Genomic DNA, 16,855 nt, shown 5'->3' with positions numbered 1-16,855 from the left:
GCTGTTCCGCATTCCGGCAGGTAAATAATAGCATATCAGGGATTGCGCGTCAGTCATTTCATTGTGCCGGCAAGAAGCGCAGCCCCACTTGAAGCTGCCTGTCTTTTGAGCCGGGAGCTTTTGCCGCATGCGGCCGCTTGGAGCGGCAGGCGCCATCATCCGCTGCTTCGGAGACGGCGGCCATCCGCCTACCTGGAAATGGAGCGCCGCAAGCTCTATAATGCAATTGTTCTCCATTTTGCAAGGTGGGAAGGAGGCGTGGCCGTTTGCCGCAGCTCGATATGCCGTCACTGCTGCTGATTCTGCTGGCCCTGCTCGGCGTTGTCAGCCGGAACCAGTCCATTACGATCGCCGCCGTGGTGCTTCTGCTGATCCGCACTCTGGGTCTGCATCAGGCGTTCCCGTGGATTGAGAAGAACGGGCTCTCGCTGGGCATCATCATCCTGACGATCGGCATTCTCGCTCCCCTGGCGAGCGGGACGATCAGCACCAAGGAGCTCTACCAGTCCTTCCTGCACTGGAAATCGATCGCCGCCATAGGCGTGGGCGTCCTGGTAGCCTACCTGGGCGGGCGGGGCGCCCACCTGATGTCGAGCTCTCCGGCGCTTGTCACCAGCCTTGTGATCGGAACGATCCTGGGCGTGGCGTTCTTCAAGGGCGTGCCGGTGGGGCCGCTGATTGCGGCGGGGATTCTGTCGCTCCTGGTGGCCAAATGAAAACAGACCTAACCGCGGATGCCGGGTTAGGTCTGTTTTTTTGAAATATAAGAAGTTATATCTCACCAAGGCTCGATTCTGTCACCTTATATTTTGAATACATAAAGGACGGCGAAGACCATGATCTCATGCTGCCGGGCAGCGAATGCCGGGTTACCAGCCGCGCACGGACATCCGCTCTTCCGGACGCAGCGTGGAGATCTCAAGGCCCTTCATCGCGGTGCCGAGGTTCTTGGATTCGCGGGCGATAAGCCCGTAGTCCTCGTAGTGCGTCGTTGCCTGGACGATCGCCCGGGCGAAGCGCTCCGGCGAGTCGGACTTGAAGATGCCGGAGCCGACGAAGACACCGTCTGCGCCGAGATGCATCATCAAGGCCGCGTCCGCCGGGGTGGCGACGCCGCCGGCGGCGAAATTCACGACCGGCAGCCGGCCGGTGCGGTGCACCTCGAGCAGCAGCTCATACGGCGCACCGAGCAGCTTCGCCTCGTTCATGAGCTCGTCAGGCGAGAGGCTCTGCACCTTACGGACCTGGGATACCATGGTCCGCATGTGGCGCACCGCTTCGACGATATTGCCGGTGCCCGGCTCGCCCTTTGTGCGGATCATCGATGCGCCTTCCCCGATGCGCCGCAGTGCTTCGCCGATGTCCCGCGCTCCACAGACGAAGGGGACGGTGAACTCATTCTTGCTGATATGGAACACTTCGTCGGCGGGGGTGAGCACTTCGCTCTCGTCGATATAGTCGACGCCGAGGGATTCCAGCACCCGGGCCTCGACGTAGTGGCCGATCCGGGCCTTCGCCATCACGGGAATGGTGACCGCCTTCATCACCTCTTCCACGATCGACACGTCCGCCATCCTCGCCACGCCGCCGGCCGCCCGGATATCCGACGGGACGCGCTCGAGCGCCATGACCGCCACCGCGCCGGCCGCCTCGGCGATCCGTGCCTGCTCCGCATTAATGACGTCCATGATGACGCCGCCCTTCTGCATTTCCGCCATGCCCCGTTTGACTCTTACCGATCCGGTTTCTGGTGCCATCATAACCGCTCCTCTGTTCATTGTTGTGTGGGATTGTTTCTGTCCTTAAGGGCAAGCAAGAAGTGTGCCAAGCCTCTAGCTCGCGGTCGGCGGGCTTTCTATGTATGCGATTTCATTCATTGCTGCACGTTTTATGCAGGATTGCATAAAGAGGGGGGCGCAGAGGGCTCAGCGGGATTGGTATGCAACTTGCTTGTACCGGGACAGAGGGATGCACCTGGCGCTGACGGGCGCATCCGTATGCAAAGGAGATGAGAGTCATGCAGGAACGCATAGAAAAGGATACCTGGGGCGAACGGAGGCTGCCCGCGGATGCGTACTTCGGTGTCCGCACCCTCCGTGCAGCGGCTTCCCCGCGCAGCGAGGCGGCCGTGCCGAAGGAGTGGATCACCGCCTTGGCCCGGGTCAAGGGGGCCTCGGCCAAGGTGAACGGCGAGCTTGGGGTGCTGCCGCGGCTTGCGGCCCGCACGCTGACGATTGCGGCGGGGGAAGTGGCCAGAGGGCATTACAGGAAGCATTTTATCGTCGATCCCGCCCAGGGAAGATCCGCAGCCGCGCTCGATATTAATATGAACGACGTGCTGGCCAACCGGGCCTTGGAGCTGATGGCCCGGGAGAAGGGCGATTACGGGAGCTGCCATCCGGAGCTGCACGCCGGTCTGGGCCTTCCCCCGGGCGAGGTGGTGCGCCTCGCCTCGCGGCTGGCTTGTCTCACCCTGACGGAGGAGCTGACGGCTTCACTGCAGGAGCTGGGTCAGTCGCTCGCCCGCGAAGGCCTGCCGCCGGAAGCCAGGGATTATGCGGGCCGCGTCAGGGAGGACGCCGAGCTCATCCGCGGCGCCGAGAAGGTGCTGCTGCGCGTGCCGCTCTCCGGCGAGCCGGCATTCACCGGCCGGCTGCTCCGCTGCCTCGGCGAAGATACCGGCCGGGTGCTCCTGCCCGCCGGCCGGACGGCCGGCACCTCGGATACGTCTGTCTACCGCAAGCTCTCGGCAGCGGTGCATACCACCGCGCTGGGGCTGTCGGAGCTGTGCCGTCGGCTGGCCGGATGGAGGCACGTCGAGCGGGCGGGCGGCACAGGCAGCCTGCACCTGCTCGAGGGACCGATGCACCTGCTCATCCAGGTCATCGGCCACCACCGCATTCTCCTGAAGGCGACGCAGGGCGTACGGTCGGGCATCGGCGACATGACGCCGATCGTGCTCCTGAACCTGCTGCCGTCGATGCGGTGCCTGATGTACGGGGCCGGACAGCTGCGGGGCTGGGCGGAGGCCGGGGCGCGGGAGACGCAGCAGGTATGAGGGAGACAGGGGGAGAGGAAGCGGAGGGGAGCCGGGGGCTGCGACAGTGTGCCGAAGCCGCCCAATCTTCCGCGCAGCGGTAGATTGGCACCGAACTTGCTGATCTTCCAAGTGTAAGGCGATTCCACTAATGGGGTGTTAAACATGACGGTTCATTCGGGCAAACACGTGACAACGACGCAGGAGACACAGGCGGCACGCCAGGGGGCGGCAGAGGATAATCCGCTGATCGCGTTCCAGGAGCTTTTGAAGGAAGCGGCGGATCTCCTCCGGTATCCGGGGCCGGTATACGAGCTTCTGAAGGATCCGATCCGGTTCCTGGAAGTCAAAATCCCGGTGCGAATGGATAACGGAACGACGCAGATCTTCACGGGGTACCGTTCCCAGCATAATGATGCGGTGGGCCCGACCAAAGGCGGCATCCGCTTCCACCCGGAAGTGACGCCTGATGAAGTGAAGGCGCTTTCCGGCTGGATGAGCCTGAAGTGCGGGATTACCGACCTGCCGTACGGCGGCGGCAAGGGCGGCGTGGTCTGCGATCCGCGGTCGATGAGCTTCGGCGAGCTTGAGCGTCTGAGCCGGGGGTATGTCAGGGCCATCTCCCAGCTCGTCGGCCCGTCGAAGGATATCCCCGCGCCGGACGTGTTCACGAATGCGCAGATCATGGCCTGGATGGCCGACGAGTATGATCATATCCGCGAGAACGATTCGCCGAGCTTCATTACCGGCAAGCCGATCATTCTCGGCGGCTCGCTCGGGCGGGAGACGGCGACCTCGAAGGGCGTGCTCTACACGCTGAAGCTGACCAGCGAGCAGATCGGCCTGCAGCTGCGCGGCGCCCGGGTCATCATCCAGGGCTTCGGCAACGTGGGCAGCCATCTGGCGCAGATGCTTCACGAGGAAGGAGCCAAGGTCATCGGCATCTCGGACGTCTTCGGTGCGGTGTACGACGAGCGGGGGCTCGATATCCCCGACCTCATGGAGCGGCGCGATTCGTTCGGTGCGGTAACGCACCTGTTCCGTGAGACGATCACGAACAAGGAGCTGCTCGAGAAAGAATGCGACGTGCTTGTGCCGGCGGCGCTCGGCGGCCAGATCACCGAAGCGAATGCCGACCGGATCCGCTGCCGGGTCATCGTGGAAGCGGCCAACGGACCGACGACGAGGGAGGCCACGAAGCGGCTGGCGGAGCGGGGCATTCTCGTCGTGCCGGACATTCTGGCGAATTCGGGGGGCGTCATCGTGTCCTACTTCGAATGGGTGCAGAACAACCAGGGGCTGTACTGGCCGGAAGAAGAAGTGGACGGGAAGCTCAAGGAGAAGATCGAGAAGAGCTTCCGCAAGGTGTACCAGACCTCGCAGCAGTACGGCATCGACATGCGGACGGCGGCTTATGTGGCGGGGGTGCGCAAGCTCGCCGAGGCCTCGATCGCCCGGGGCTGGGTGCCCGGAGTGCTGCCGGCGGGACTTATGCAAAAGTGAATAAGCTCTTCACGGGCGCATAACTGCCGGGATGCAAAGCTGCATAGAGAGCCGCCCGGCAGCGGCGGCCGCGGTTCCCGGCGGACTTGGCATGATTCTTGCTCTTCTATTCTATGTGAACTCAACCATTGCTAAGGAGTGAGCTTTGTGACCCATCTGCACATGTATATCGACGGCGCCTGGGTGAAGGCCGAGAGCGGCGCTACCCGGAAGATCGTGAATCCGGCCAGCGGGGAGGCCGTCGCCGAGGCGGCGGACGGCGGTACAGCCGATGCGCGCCGGGCGATTGAGGCCGCACGCCGGGCGTTCGACAGCGGCGTCTGGTCCTCCCGGCCGCCGGCACAGCGCGCAGCGGTGCTCCTCGCGGTGGCGGACCGGCTGGAAGCTTCGGCGGAAGAGCTGGCCGCGCTGGAGACCCAGGACAACGGCAAGCCGCTGCGCGAATCGCTTATCGACATCGCCGATGCGGCGAACTGCTTCCGCTACTACGCGGGGCTGATTACCAAGCCGCACGGAGAGACGTATGACGTGGCGGACCCGGTGCAGGCGATGGTGGTGCATGAGCCGGTCGGCGTCTGCGGGCTGATCGTGCCGTGGAATTACCCGCTGCTCATTGCGGTCTGGAAGCTGGCCCCTGCGCTGGCTGCAGGCAACACGGTCGTGTTCAAGCCGTCGGAGCTGACGCCGGTGACGGCGGTGAAGCTCTTCGAAATCTTCGAAAGCGTGGGGATTCCGCAGGGGGTGGCGAACCTGGTGATGGGGCCGGGCGCCACGGTCGGCCAGGAGATCGCTGAGAGCGGACTCGTCGACAAGGTGAGCTTCACGGGCGGAACGGCGACCGGGCGCAGCATCATGCGGGCGGCCGCAGGCAATATCAAGAACATCTCGCTGGAGCTCGGCGGCAAGTCGCCGAACATTGTGTTCGCGGATGCCGACTTCGAGACGGCGGTGGATTATGCGCTGTTCGCGATCTTCGCGAACTCGGGCCAGGTGTGTGCGGCCGGCTCCCGGCTGCTGCTCGAAGAGAGCATCCATGACCGCTTCGTCGAGCGCCTGGTGGAACGGGCGAAGCTCATCCGTACCGGACCGGGGAATGAGGAAGGGGTCGAGATGGGCCCGCTCGTCTCCGAGGCGCACATGGAGAAGGTGCTGCATTATATCGAGCTCGGCCGGCAGGAAGGTGCGAAGCTGGTGTGCGGCGGCTCCCGGATGACGGCGGAAGGCCTTGACCGCGGGTACTTCGTCGAGCCGACGATATTTACGGACGTGACGCCGGAGATGCGGATCGTGCGGGAGGAAATTTTCGGTCCGGTGCTCGTCGTGCAGAAGTTCAAGGATGAGGACGAAGCGGTGCGTATCGCTAACGACTCGGACTACGGCCTCGCGGCCGGCGTCTTCTCGACCGACGGGGCGAAGGCGCTGCGGGTCGTGAAGCGGCTGCGGGCGGGCATCACGTGGATCAACACGTTCCACAATGCGTACAATGAAGCGCCGTGGGGCGGCTACAAACAGAGCGGCATCGGGCGCGGCCTCGGCACCCGGGGACTCTCGGAGTTCACCGAGGTCAAGCAGATCAATATCAATCTCCAAGTGCAGCCGATCGGCTGGTACGCGAACTAGCACTGATAATGAATACAATTCCAACTTACAGGAGGGTTACTATGACGAACGGAACGGCAGAACAGACAGGCAAGGCGGCGGAGCTCAAGGAACAGCTGGCGGACGTATTCGCCTATACGAATAAAGTGCTGGATATGATCAGCAAAAAGGACATTACGAAGGAAGAAGCGGCCTGGATCACCAAGGAGACCGTCGATAACTTCCGTGAGCACGTCAATCCGGGCTTCCTGGCTTACCGCAAGTCCGTCACGAAGGACGGCCAGTTCGCGGCGGTCGAGTGGAAGGACTCCGGCCTGAACTGCTTCATGGACGTCCATGGCAAAGAATACATCGACTGTCTCGGCGGCTTCGGGATCTATAACGTCGGCCACGGGCACCCGAAGGTCAAGCAGGCGGTCATCGACCAGATGAACCGGCAGGCGCTGCACAGCCAGGATCTGCTCGATCCGCTGCGGGCCATCCTGGCGAAGATTCTGGCGGACGTGACGCCGGGCGCACTCAAGTATGCGTTCTTCGCGAACAGCGGCACGGAGACCGTGGAGGCCGCGCTGAAGCTTGCGAAGATGTACAGCTCCCGCACGACCTTCATCGCGACAACGCGGGCCTTCCACGGCAAGAGCCTCGGGTCCCTGTCCGGCACGGCCAAGGGAGTCTTCCGCAAGCCGTTCCTGCCGATGATCCCGGGCTTCAAGCACGTGCACTTCGGCGATCTGGACATGATGCGCAAGACGATGGAAGCCTGCGCGATGACCGGTGAGGACGTGGCCGGCGTGATTGTAGAGCCGATCCAAGGCGAGGGCGGGGTCATCCTGCCGCCGGACGGCTACCTGAAGGGGCTGCGCCAGCTCTGCGACGAATTCGGCGCGCTGCTCATCTTCGACGAAGTCCAGACCGGCATGGGGCGTACGGGCAAGCTGTTCTGCTGCGAGCACTACGACGTCGTGCCGGACATCCTGTGTCTCGCGAAGGCGTTCGGGGGCGGGATCATGCCGGCCGGTGCGGTGGTGGCGACCGAAGAAGTGTTCAAGAGCTTCTTCCCGAACCCGTTCATGCACACGACCACGTTCGGCGGCAACCCGCTGGCCTGCGCCGCGGCCATTGCGACGTTCAACGTGCTTATCGAGGAAAACCTGCCGGCGAGAGCGGCTGAGCTCGGCGACTATATGCTGAAGGGCCTGCGCGAAGCGGCGGCGGATCATGGGGACCTTGTGCTGGAGATCCGGGGCCTCGGCCTGCTGATCGGCATTGAGTTCCATACCGATGAGATCGGCTATGAGGTGTCCAAAGGGCTGTTCGACAACGGCGTGCTGGTGGCCGGGACGCTCATCAATGCGAAGACGATCCGGATTGAGCCGCCGCTGACGATCACCTACGAGCAGGCCGACCGCGTGATCGCCGAGTTCAAGAAGGTGCTGGGCCAGATTCAGCTGTAATCGGGCCGCTTCGTTGAAGCGTTCGGGAAGATTCATGCGGTCAATGATTCACCATAGGAATGATTCATCGGGCGAAGGAAGAAGGCCGGCTGCCGGGCGGGCCTTCTTTTTCCGCAGGATCGGGAGGAGAAAGAGAATGACACAGGTGCAGAGTCAGGATCAAAGCGGGACAGGGCGCAGGTTCGCGCGGGTAACCGGGGAGCTGCCCGGAGAGAAGGGGCGTGCGCTTCTGGAGCGCCGGCAGCGCCACGTACCGAAGGGCGTAGGGAACAATACGCCGATCTTCGCCGAGCGGGCGGAGGGGGCGCTGATCTATGATGTGGACGGGAATGTGTTCCTGGATTTCGCCGGAGCGATCGGGACACTGAACGCAGGCCACTGCCCGCCGGAGGTCGTGCGGGCGATCCAGGAGCAGGCGGGTAAGTATATTCATACGTGCTTTCATGTTGCCATGTATGAGCCGTATCTCCAGCTCGCGGAGAAGCTTGCGGAGATTACGCCGGGCTCGTTTGCGAAGAAGACGATCTTCCTGAACTCGGGGGCGGAAGCGGTCGAGAATGCGGTGAAGATCGCCCGCAAGGCGACGGGACGGACAGGGATCGTGTCGTTCACCCGCGGCTTCCACGGACGGACGCTGATGGGCATGTCGCTGACGAGCAAAGTGAAGCCCTACAAGTTCCAGATGGGGCCGTTCGCGCCGGCGACCTACAAGGCGCCGTTCCCGTATCCGTTCCACAAGCCGGCTTCCATGTCCGAAGAGGAGTATGCGGCGTTTTGTTTGAAACAATTCGAGGACTTCCTGTACACTGAAGTGGCCCCGGAAGAGCTGGCGGCGGTCATCATGGAGCCGGTGCAGGGCGAGGGCGGGTTCATCGTACCGCCGAAGTCCTTCGTGCAGGGCGTCTACGAGATCTGCCGGCGGCACGGGATTCTGTTCATCGCCGACGAGATCCAGACCGGCTTCGGCCGCACGGGCACGATGTTCGCCTCGACGCACTTCGGCATCGAGCCGGATCTCCTGACGATGTCCAAGTCGATCGCCGCCGGTGTGCCGATCTCCGGCGTCATCGGCCGGGCGGAGCTGATGGATGCACCGCAGCCCGGGGAGATCGGCGGCACGTACGGCGGCAGCCCGCTCGGCTGCGCGGCGGCCCTGGCCGTCATCGAGCTCATGGAGCGCGACCGGCTGCCGGAGCGGGCCGTGGAGATCGGCGAACACATCCGATCGTACTTCAGCGAGCTGCAGAAGGACGTGCCGCAGATCGCGGATATCCGCGGGCTCGGCGCCATGTGCGCGGTGGAGTTCGCCGACCCGGCGACCGGCGCTCCCGCGAAGGAGCTGGTGGCCGCGGTGACGAAGGCGTGCTGCGTCGAAGGGGTTATTGTGCTATCTGCCGGTGTACACGGCAATGTGCTGCGTTTCCTGACGCCGCTCGTCATTACCGGGGAGCAGCTTGAGGAAGGCCTCTCCATCCTGGGAGGCGTGCTACGAAGACTGACGGCTCCCCAGCCTACGATAGGAGTCTGATATCGAATGAAACAACATTTATGGATCGGCGGGCAGTGGAAAGAAGCCCGCTCTTATACCGAACTGCGCTCGCCGCATACCGGCGAACTGCTTGCGGAAGTCGGCCAGGCCGACGAGGCCGACGTGGAAGACGCCATCGCCGCCGCACAGGCGGCCGGCAGTGTGATGCGCTCGCTGCCTGCACATGAGCGGGCGCGTATTCTGGAGAAGGCTGCTTCGCTCATGGAGCAGCGGGCGGAAGAGCTCGCGCGGCTGCTGGCGAACGAGGCGTCGAAGCCGCTGAAGGCCGGACGGGCGGAGATCGGCCGCACCGTGCAGACGTACAAGTTCGCCGCGGAAGAGGCGAAGCGGATTCACGGCGAGACCGTGCCGGTGGACGCGGCCCCGGGCGGGGAAGGGCGCCTCGCGTTCACGGTGCGCCGGCCGATCGGGGTGGTCGGGGCGATCACCCCGTTCAACTTCCCGTTCAACCTCGTCGCGCACAAGGTCGGCCCGGCGATTGCCGCCGGCAACACGATCGTGCTGAAGCCCGCCGGGCAGACGCCGCTGAGCGCCCTGGCCCTTGCCGGCATTCTGCACGAAGCCGGCCTGCCGGCGGGCGCGCTGAACGTGATCCCGGGCAAGGGCTCGGTGGTCGGCGAGAAGCTCGTGCGCGACAGCCGCATTGCGGCGATCACCTTCACGGGCAGCCCGGAGGTCGGCATCGCCATGAAGAACAAGGCCGGCCTGAAGCGGGTGACGCTGGAGCTCGGGTCGAATGCGGCGGTGATCATCGACGATACGGTCGAGATCACGCAGGCGCTCATCGACCGGTGCGTGCTCGGCGCGTTCTCCTACAACGGCCAGGTGTGCATCTCGATCCAGCGGATCTATGTGCACGAGAGCCGGTACGAGGAGTTCTCCCGCCGCTTCGTCGAGGCTACCGAGAAGCTTGTCGTGGGCGACCCGCTCGAGGAGACGACCGATATCTCGGCACTGATCGCCGAGAAGGAAGTCGAGCGCATGGCCTCCTGGGTCGATGCGGCGGTGTCCGAAGGCGCGATTGTGCTCACGGGAGGCCGGGCGGTCTCCACGGCGGTCTTCCCGCCGACCGTGCTGGCGAACGCGGCCGAGACGTCATCCGTCTCGTGCCAGGAGGTGTTCGGTCCGGTCGTCACGCTCTCGTCCTTCACGGACGTCTCCGAGGCGATCGCCGCGGTCAACCGCTCGCGCTACGGACTGCAGGCGGGGATCTACTCGTCGAACATCCATACCGCGATGCGGGCTGCGGAGGAACTGGAAGTCGGCGGCGTGATCATTAACGACATCCCGACGTTCCGCGTTGACAACATGCCGTACGGCGGCGTCAAGGAGAGCGGCTTCGGCCGCGAGGGCATCAAGTACGCGGTCGAAGAGCTGACCGAGCTCAAGTTTATCTCGATTAAGCTGTAGCAGCGGGATGCCGCCGGCATGCGTTTTTGCCCGGAGGGTCTAACCCCGGTCGTCATGCACTAATGGTATCAAAGTCAAACCCAAAGACGCCTCTTCTTATTCGGAAGGGGCGTCTTTGGGTATCGTCTTATCCGCTGCCGGGCTTCTCAGCGGTTGAACAGATAGGCCTGGTAGACCAGCTCCGAGAGCACCAGCGCCCCGGGAGCATTGAGGTACCACTTGTAGAACTTGCGGAGCTTCGCGATCCGGATTCGCTCCGAGCCGAACAGGCGGTTAAGGAGCACGCGGACGGAGCCCATCGTCCAGTAGACGCCCCAGTTGATCATAGGGAAGTACAGTACGATGAAGAAGTAGAAGCTCCCCCGGATCTCCCCGAGTCCGAAGCGGAGCAGGAGACAGGGAAGCAGAATAATCAGGAAGCGCAGAAATCCATGGGGCCGGATCGGTTCGTCCAGCGGCTCGCCTGCCATCGTTCATCACCTCGGGCAGAGTCAGTTGCTATCAGTGTAGAGCAGAGCGGGTGGGCTTGTCGAGTCTGGAGGAACCCCCTCCTTCGAGATTGATCGGAGGAGTTGTCCTCCTGGTATTCTGTATGCCCAGCTCAGGATCTGAACGGAAGGCGCTCCGGGGAGCATCCGCCCATTAGGCTCACGATCTTGATCCGATCTTGATCACATTGTTCACGAGGAGCAGAATTGTTCACTGGCGGGAGGAATTGAATGCGCTTACGATAAGGGTACTACGGGCAGGGAGGTGACAGCAGTAGGATTCCGCAAGGTGTTCCGGCAGCTTCCGCCAGGGCTTCGGCCGGGGCAAATTACGTTACTCATCCTAAAGGAGGCTTGGTGTAGCATGGTGATTCGAAGGTTCCGGTTGGTTCTCTTGGTGTGGTCTTTATGCTTGGCTCTCTTGGTCACACTTGTTCCGCAGCCCGCCGCTGCGGCGTCGGTGACGATCAACAGCGGCCCGGTCTGGTACGATACGACAGGGGGGACGGTTCAGGCGCACGGCGGCGGGGTGATCAAGGTCGGCTCCACGTATTATTGGATCGGAGAGGACAAGATCCATAATTCCGCCACCTTCAAGAATGTCGTGTGTTATTCGTCGACCGATCTCAAGAACTGGAAGTGGGTGAGCTACCCTCTGCAGCCAAGCTCCCACGCCGAGCTCGCCAGCTCGAAGGTGGAGCGGCCGAAGGTGATCTACAACGAGTCGACGGGCAAATATGTGATGTGGATGCATTATGAGAATGCGGCGGATTATTCGCTCGGCCGGGTGGCGGTCGCTTCTTCCTCTTCGGTCTGCGGCAAATATACGTACCACGGCAGCTTCCGCCCGCTTGGTTATGAATCAAGGGATATGACGGTGTTCAAGGATGACGACGGAAGCGCCTACCTCCTCTCCGCTTCGAACTCCGGCGGCGGGGCGAACGATTCGCTGGCTTCGTTCAAGCTGACGAGCGACTATCTGAATGTGGCTTCGTTCCAAGGCTGGGTATTCCAGAACGGGCATCGGGAAGCCCCGGCCGTCGCGAAGCAGGGGGGCAAATACTTCCTGATCACCTCGGGGGCTTCGGGCTGGTATCCGAACCAGGCGATGTACGCGACCGCCTCGTCCATGGCGGGACCTTGGTCCGCCCTGGCGCCTCTCGGCAACACATCGACCTTCTACTCCCAGTCGACGTTCATTCTGCCTGTGCAGGGCAGCTCGGCAGCCTCCTACATCTACATGGGCGACCGCTGGAACCCGGGCCAGCTAGGCGATTCGCGCTACGTATGGCTGCCGCTGACGCTGAACGGGGCGGCGGGGACCGCGTCCATGGACTGGCAGAGCTCCTGGTCCATCGATGCGGCGACGGGAGTGGTGGCCGCTCCGGCGATGACCAATCACGCCCTCGGCAAACCGGCCACCGCCGGCTCGGCCGCATCGGGCTATGCGGCATCCCGGGCGAATGACGGCAATTATCAGAGCGAATGGAAGGCCGCTTCGGCCGCTTGGCCGTCGACATGGCAGGTGGATCTGGGGGCGGTGAAGACGATCCGCGAGGTCGATATCTCCTGGTTCATGTACAAAGGCTCCGAGGCGTACCACCAGTACAAGATCGAGTACAGCACGGACGGGGCGAATTATACGACGATTGACCGGACGTCGAACAAGACGTACGGCTTCACGACGGATGCGGTGAACTTCAACGCCCGTTATGTGCGGATCGTTCTGGTGAATGCGGTGCTGTGGAATAACCCGAACAACTGGTACACCCCCACCTTATATGAAGTGAAGCTGCTCGGGCCTTAACCGAATATCGGCTGGTGATGAGGGATGGCGCAAACGGCCATCCCTTTTCTCGACTATAGTCTTTGTAATCGGCTGTTGGAAAACCGGCATCCGTTTACCTCAAGGACGGGTAACGCCAAAAGGCCCGCGGCAAAGAAGCTGATCTCACGGATATTTATCCGCGGAAGATCAGCTTTTTTCATAGGTATCAAGCCTCTCAGCCCGCACCGCAGAGCCGCAAATTCACATTGTTCACCGTCGTCCGGTTTGTTCATGCGGCCTTCCTCAGCATGGTTCACCTGGATCCCGATGCTTCACTTTCGTCAGCGTCACCCCTTTGCCTATACTAAAGCCATACGAGCCGATCAGGCGAATACCAAATTTGCATTTTCAGGAAAGGAGGGGAGCTGCATGGATTCCCATACGAATGCTGCCGGGAGCATGGGCCCGGGACTCCGGACAGGCCCGCAGCCGCGCGGCAGAGGAGAGGCGGTAAGCCGAACCAGGAAGAAGAGAGGCATAGTCCATGAGCTGGTGACCAACCGGATCCTGTTCCTCATGCTGCTGCCGACGCTGATTTTTTTCTTCATTAACTCGTACATCCCGATGGTGGGGGTCTACTACGCCTTCACACGCTTCGACTTCGGCACGGGGCTGTTCGACGCCCCGTTCGTCGGGCTCGAGAATTTCAAGTTTCTCTGGACCTCCGGCGTCCTCGCGAAGCTGACCTTGAACACGCTGGGCTATAACCTGGCCTTCATTGTGCTGGGCAATGGGCTGGCGATTCTCAGCGCGGTCCTGCTCAGTGAGGTGAAGGGCCGGTGGTTCAAGAAGGCGGCCCAGTCGATTCTGTTCCTGCCGTATTTCATCTCCTTCGTCATTCTGAGCGTCATTGTGTACAATGTGTTTAACTATGAGAGCGGTTTCCTCAATACGATGCTGAAGGGCTTCGGCCTGGACCCCGTGGATGTGTACAACACACCCTGGATGTGGGTGCCGCTCATCATCCTGTTCTACCTGTGGAAGAACCTCGGCTACAGCATGGTCATCTATCTGGCGGCCATTACCGGCATTCCCGAGGACTACTATGAGGCGGCGAAGATCGACGGGGCGAACATCTTCCAGCGGATCTGGCACATCACGATTCCGATGCTGAAGACGACCTTCATCGTCCTGCTCCTGTTCTCGATCGGCAGCATCATGAAGGGCCAGTTCGATCTGTTCTACCAGCTCGTCGGCAACAACGGGGTGCTGTACAACGCCACGGATATTCTGGATACGTATGTGTACCGTTCGCTCAAGGTCACCTTCGATGTCGGCATGGCCACGGCAGCCGGGCTGTACCAATCGCTGTTCGGCTTCATTCTGATACTCAGCGTGAATGCCGTCATCCGGCGGATCAACGACGAGTACGCCTTATTCTGAGGAAGGAGAACGATGGACCCCATGCGCATTCGAGACGACAAGTACACGCCGCTCTTTCAGGCGGCCGCTTATCTGTTCATTACCGCCGCAGCGCTGGCCTGCCTCTTCCCGTTCCTGCTCATCCTCTCGGCCTCCTTCACGCAGAATGAATCGATCATCCGCAGCGGCTACCATCTGCTGCCGCTGGACTTCTCGCTGGAGGGCTACAAGACGGTATTCCGCTTTCCGGAGCAGGTGTTGAAGGCTTACGGCGTCACGATCTTCACCACGGTCACCGGTACGGCGCTCGGCCTGTTCCTGATGACGATGGCGGGCTATGTGCTGCAGCGCAAGGATTTCAAATACCGCAACGTGTTCTCGTTCTACATTTACTTTACGACCCTGTTCGGCGGCGGCCTTGTGCCCTGGTACATTATGATGACCAAGTACCTGCAGCTCACCGATACGTATACGGCGCTGATTTTTCCGGGGCTGATGACGCCGTTCCTGATCATTCTGATGAAAACCTTCATCCGCTCGGCGGTGCCCGAGGAGTTGTTCGAATCGGCGAAGATCGACGGGGCGGGCGACTTCACGATCTACTCGCGCATTGTGCTGCAGCTCTCCATGCCGGGCATTGCTACCGTGGGCCTGTTCCTGGCACTGCATTATTGGAACGACTGGTTCGGCTCCTCGCTGTTCATCAACGACCAGAGCAAGTACCAGCTGCAGTTCTATCTCTACAATATCGTGAATGCGATGCAGTTCATCGCCCAGATGGGGGCGGGCACCGGGGTGTCGCTCGGGCAGGATATGCCGACGGAATCCACCAAGATGGCGATGGCCATCATCGTAACGGGACCGATCCTGTTCCTGTACCCGTTCGTGCAGCGGTATTTCGTCAAAGGGCTGACAGTCGGTGCGGTCAAAGGGTAAAGGTCATCCGAGCATCGGGGATTATGCTTCCGGGTTACTATCTTCTTACCTAATTAAAAATTACACAATGTTCTGGGGAGGCTGTTTCGATATGGCACAAAAGAAAAAACTGGGGTTCACGGTACTCTCGGCGGCGCTGGCCGTCTCGGCTCTTGCCGGCTGCAGCGGAGGGACGGACAACGCCGGTAAGCCGGCAGGGACGGGAGGCGCGAAGGAGGCGTCCGCTCCCGCTTCCGGTTCGGGAGGGACGGGCAGCGGGCTCGATACCTCCAAGAAGGTCGAACTGCAGTTCTACATGCTCGGCGATGCGCCGAAGGACCTGCCGGTCATCCAGGCGGAGATCAACAAGCTGGCGGAGAAGGATCTCAACGCCACGGTGAAGTTCAACTATACGTCCTGGACGGACTGGGACCAGAAATACAAGCTGCTCCTCTCCTCCGGCCAGCAGGTAGATCTGATCTTCACCGCGGACTGGACGCAGTACCAGTCGTATGCGAAGAAGGGGGCGTTCCAGCCGCTCGACGAGCTCCTGCCGAAGGCCGCTCCGAAGCTGAACGGGTTCGTGCCGAAGGACATGTGGGAGGCGGTGAAGATCGACGGCAAAATCTACACCGTTCCCGCCACCTACAAGGAGTATGTGACCAACGGCTTCGTGTACCGCGAAGATCTGCGGGCCAAGTACAACCTGCCGAAGCCGACGTCGATCGAGACGTATGAAGCCTACCTCGACGGCATCAAGAAGAATGAGCCGGATATGCTGCCGCTGGCGTCGACTTCGAACCCGGTCAGCTCGCTGTCCGACCCGTTCCGGGAGCTGACGCGTGACCCTGTGGGAGGTCCGCTGCCTTACGGCATCGGCATCAAGTACAGCCAGCCGGGCGAGGCTTACTCCTACTGGGGCTCCCCGGAGCATCTGGAGGAGCTGCAGACGATGAAGCGGTGGATGGATAAGGGCTTTTTCCCGAAGAACGTGCTGAACAACAAGGACACGCTGACGGATCAGCTGACGAGCGGCAAGGCGGCCAGCATCTTCGGCGACAACCCGACGCGCTTCAACGATTCGGTGATCAAGATCGCCTCGACCCATCCGGACTGGAAGCTGGAGTACTACCCGTTCCCGCTCTCCCGGGGGTTCGCGACGCCCGTGCATCCGATCCACAACGGCTTCGCCATCCCGAAGAGCAGCAAGAATGCGGAGCGGGCGCTGGCGTTCTATGAGAAGCTCGTGACCGACAAGCAGTACAACCTCCTGACCCAGTACGGCATCGAAGGCAAGAACTACACGGTGGAGAACGGGTACTACAAGATGGTCGGCGACAAGAACTCCAACGGCTTCGGCCGGGAGGCGATGAACGGGTGGGCGTGGCGCAACCCCGAGTACATGCTGTTCGACAAGGGCTACGACAACGTCAAGAAGATCTTCAGCGAGCTGGACAAAATCCAAAAGCCGGACATCTTCACCGGGTTCGCCGAGGATTACACGAGCTACCAGGCGGAGAAAGCGGCGCTTGAGCAGGTGACGAAGCAGTACCTGTATCCGCTCCAGGCTGGTCTTCTGCCGGACGTGGAGACCGGGCTGAAAACCTTCCTGGAGAAGGCGAAGCAGGCGGGTCTCGACAAGGTGCAGGGGGAGTACAAGAAACAGTGGGCGCAGTATGTGAAGGACAAGGGGATCAAGTAGATCTTTCA

General features: G+C 61.8%; 13 protein-coding genes. 11 read left to right on the top strand and 2 right to left on the bottom strand.

Translation table 11 applies throughout. The features are described 5' to 3' along the window. Positions 1–266 precede the first annotated feature (266 nt). Positions 267–716: a DUF441 domain-containing protein gene (locus PM3016_RS34225; protein WP_013921091.1), complete on the top strand. Its 450-nt coding sequence runs from the start codon at positions 267–269 to the stop codon at positions 714–716. Positions 717–869: 153 nt separating this feature from the next. Here the strand turns inward: PM3016_RS34225 and pdxS are convergent, their stop codons facing one another. Further along, on the bottom strand, positions 870–1,760 hold the full coding sequence (gene pdxS / locus PM3016_RS34220) for a pyridoxal 5'-phosphate synthase lyase subunit PdxS (protein ID WP_013921090.1): 891 nt from the start codon (positions 1,758–1,760) through the stop codon (positions 870–872). A gap of 257 nt (positions 1,761–2,017) precedes the next feature. Between pdxS and PM3016_RS34215 the strand changes: the two genes are divergently transcribed. The 6 genes from PM3016_RS34215 to PM3016_RS34190 all read left to right on the top strand — a co-directional run bounded on the left by PM3016_RS34215 (position 2,018) and on the right by PM3016_RS34190 (position 10,552). After that, positions 2,018–3,058, top strand: a complete 1,041-nt coding sequence (locus tag PM3016_RS34215; RefSeq protein ID WP_014372528.1) for a lyase family protein — start codon at positions 2,018–2,020, stop codon at positions 3,056–3,058. A gap of 144 nt (positions 3,059–3,202) precedes the next feature. Then, positions 3,203–4,540, top strand: a complete 1,338-nt coding sequence (locus PM3016_RS34210) for a Glu/Leu/Phe/Val family dehydrogenase (RefSeq protein ID WP_013921087.1) — start codon at positions 3,203–3,205, stop codon at positions 4,538–4,540. A gap of 147 nt (positions 4,541–4,687) precedes the next feature. Then, a complete protein-coding gene (locus PM3016_RS34205; RefSeq protein WP_013921086.1) occupies positions 4,688–6,160 on the top strand; it encodes an aldehyde dehydrogenase family protein in 1,473 nt (490 codons plus the stop codon). A gap of 41 nt (positions 6,161–6,201) precedes the next feature. After that, positions 6,202–7,593, top strand: a complete 1,392-nt coding sequence (locus tag PM3016_RS34200; RefSeq protein WP_013921085.1) for a putrescine aminotransferase — start codon at positions 6,202–6,204, stop codon at positions 7,591–7,593. Between the two features lie 136 nt (positions 7,594–7,729). After that, positions 7,730–9,121, top strand: a complete 1,392-nt coding sequence (gene gabT / locus PM3016_RS34195) for a 4-aminobutyrate--2-oxoglutarate transaminase (RefSeq protein WP_014372527.1) — start codon at positions 7,730–7,732, stop codon at positions 9,119–9,121. Between the two features lie 6 nt (positions 9,122–9,127). After that, positions 9,128–10,552 carry an aldehyde dehydrogenase family protein gene (locus PM3016_RS34190; RefSeq protein ID WP_013921083.1) on the top strand — a complete coding sequence of 475 codons (1,425 nt, stop codon included), beginning with the start codon at positions 9,128–9,130 and terminating at the stop codon, positions 10,550–10,552. 146 nt (positions 10,553–10,698) lie between these two features. Here the strand turns inward: PM3016_RS34190 and PM3016_RS34185 are convergent, their stop codons facing one another. Beyond that, entirely contained in the window at positions 10,699–11,022 is a 324-nt protein-coding gene (locus tag PM3016_RS34185) for a hypothetical protein (RefSeq protein ID WP_013921082.1), read from the bottom strand. A 382-nt stretch (positions 11,023–11,404) separates the two neighbouring features. Here PM3016_RS34185 and PM3016_RS34180 point away from each other — a divergent pair, with 382 nt between their 5' ends. The 4 genes from PM3016_RS34180 (at position 11,405) to PM3016_RS34165 (ending at position 16,847) form a co-directional block, all read left to right on the top strand. Continuing rightward, positions 11,405–12,847, top strand: a complete 1,443-nt coding sequence (locus PM3016_RS34180) for a family 43 glycosylhydrolase (protein WP_014372526.1) — start codon at positions 11,405–11,407, stop codon at positions 12,845–12,847. 390 nt (positions 12,848–13,237) lie between these two features. Further along, positions 13,238–14,251: an ABC transporter permease gene (locus PM3016_RS34175; RefSeq protein ID WP_013921080.1), complete on the top strand. Its 1,014-nt coding sequence runs from the start codon at positions 13,238–13,240 to the stop codon at positions 14,249–14,251. A gap of 21 nt (positions 14,252–14,272) precedes the next feature. Beyond that, positions 14,273–15,166, top strand: coding sequence for a carbohydrate ABC transporter permease (locus PM3016_RS34170; RefSeq protein ID WP_041617627.1), 894 nt, complete (start codon positions 14,273–14,275; stop codon positions 15,164–15,166). A gap of 91 nt (positions 15,167–15,257) precedes the next feature. After that, positions 15,258–16,847, top strand: a complete 1,590-nt coding sequence (locus PM3016_RS34165) for an extracellular solute-binding protein (RefSeq protein ID WP_014372525.1) — start codon at positions 15,258–15,260, stop codon at positions 16,845–16,847. The last annotated feature ends 8 nt before the right edge of the window (positions 16,848–16,855 follow it).

The sequence above is a fragment of the Paenibacillus mucilaginosus 3016 genome, from assembly GCF_000250655.1.
In the GTDB taxonomy this organism is placed as follows: domain Bacteria; phylum Bacillota; class Bacilli; order Paenibacillales; family NBRC-103111; genus Paenibacillus_G; species Paenibacillus_G mucilaginosus.
Note: the sequence above shows the minus strand (reverse complement) of the source record. Positions and strands in the feature narration are given on the sequence as shown.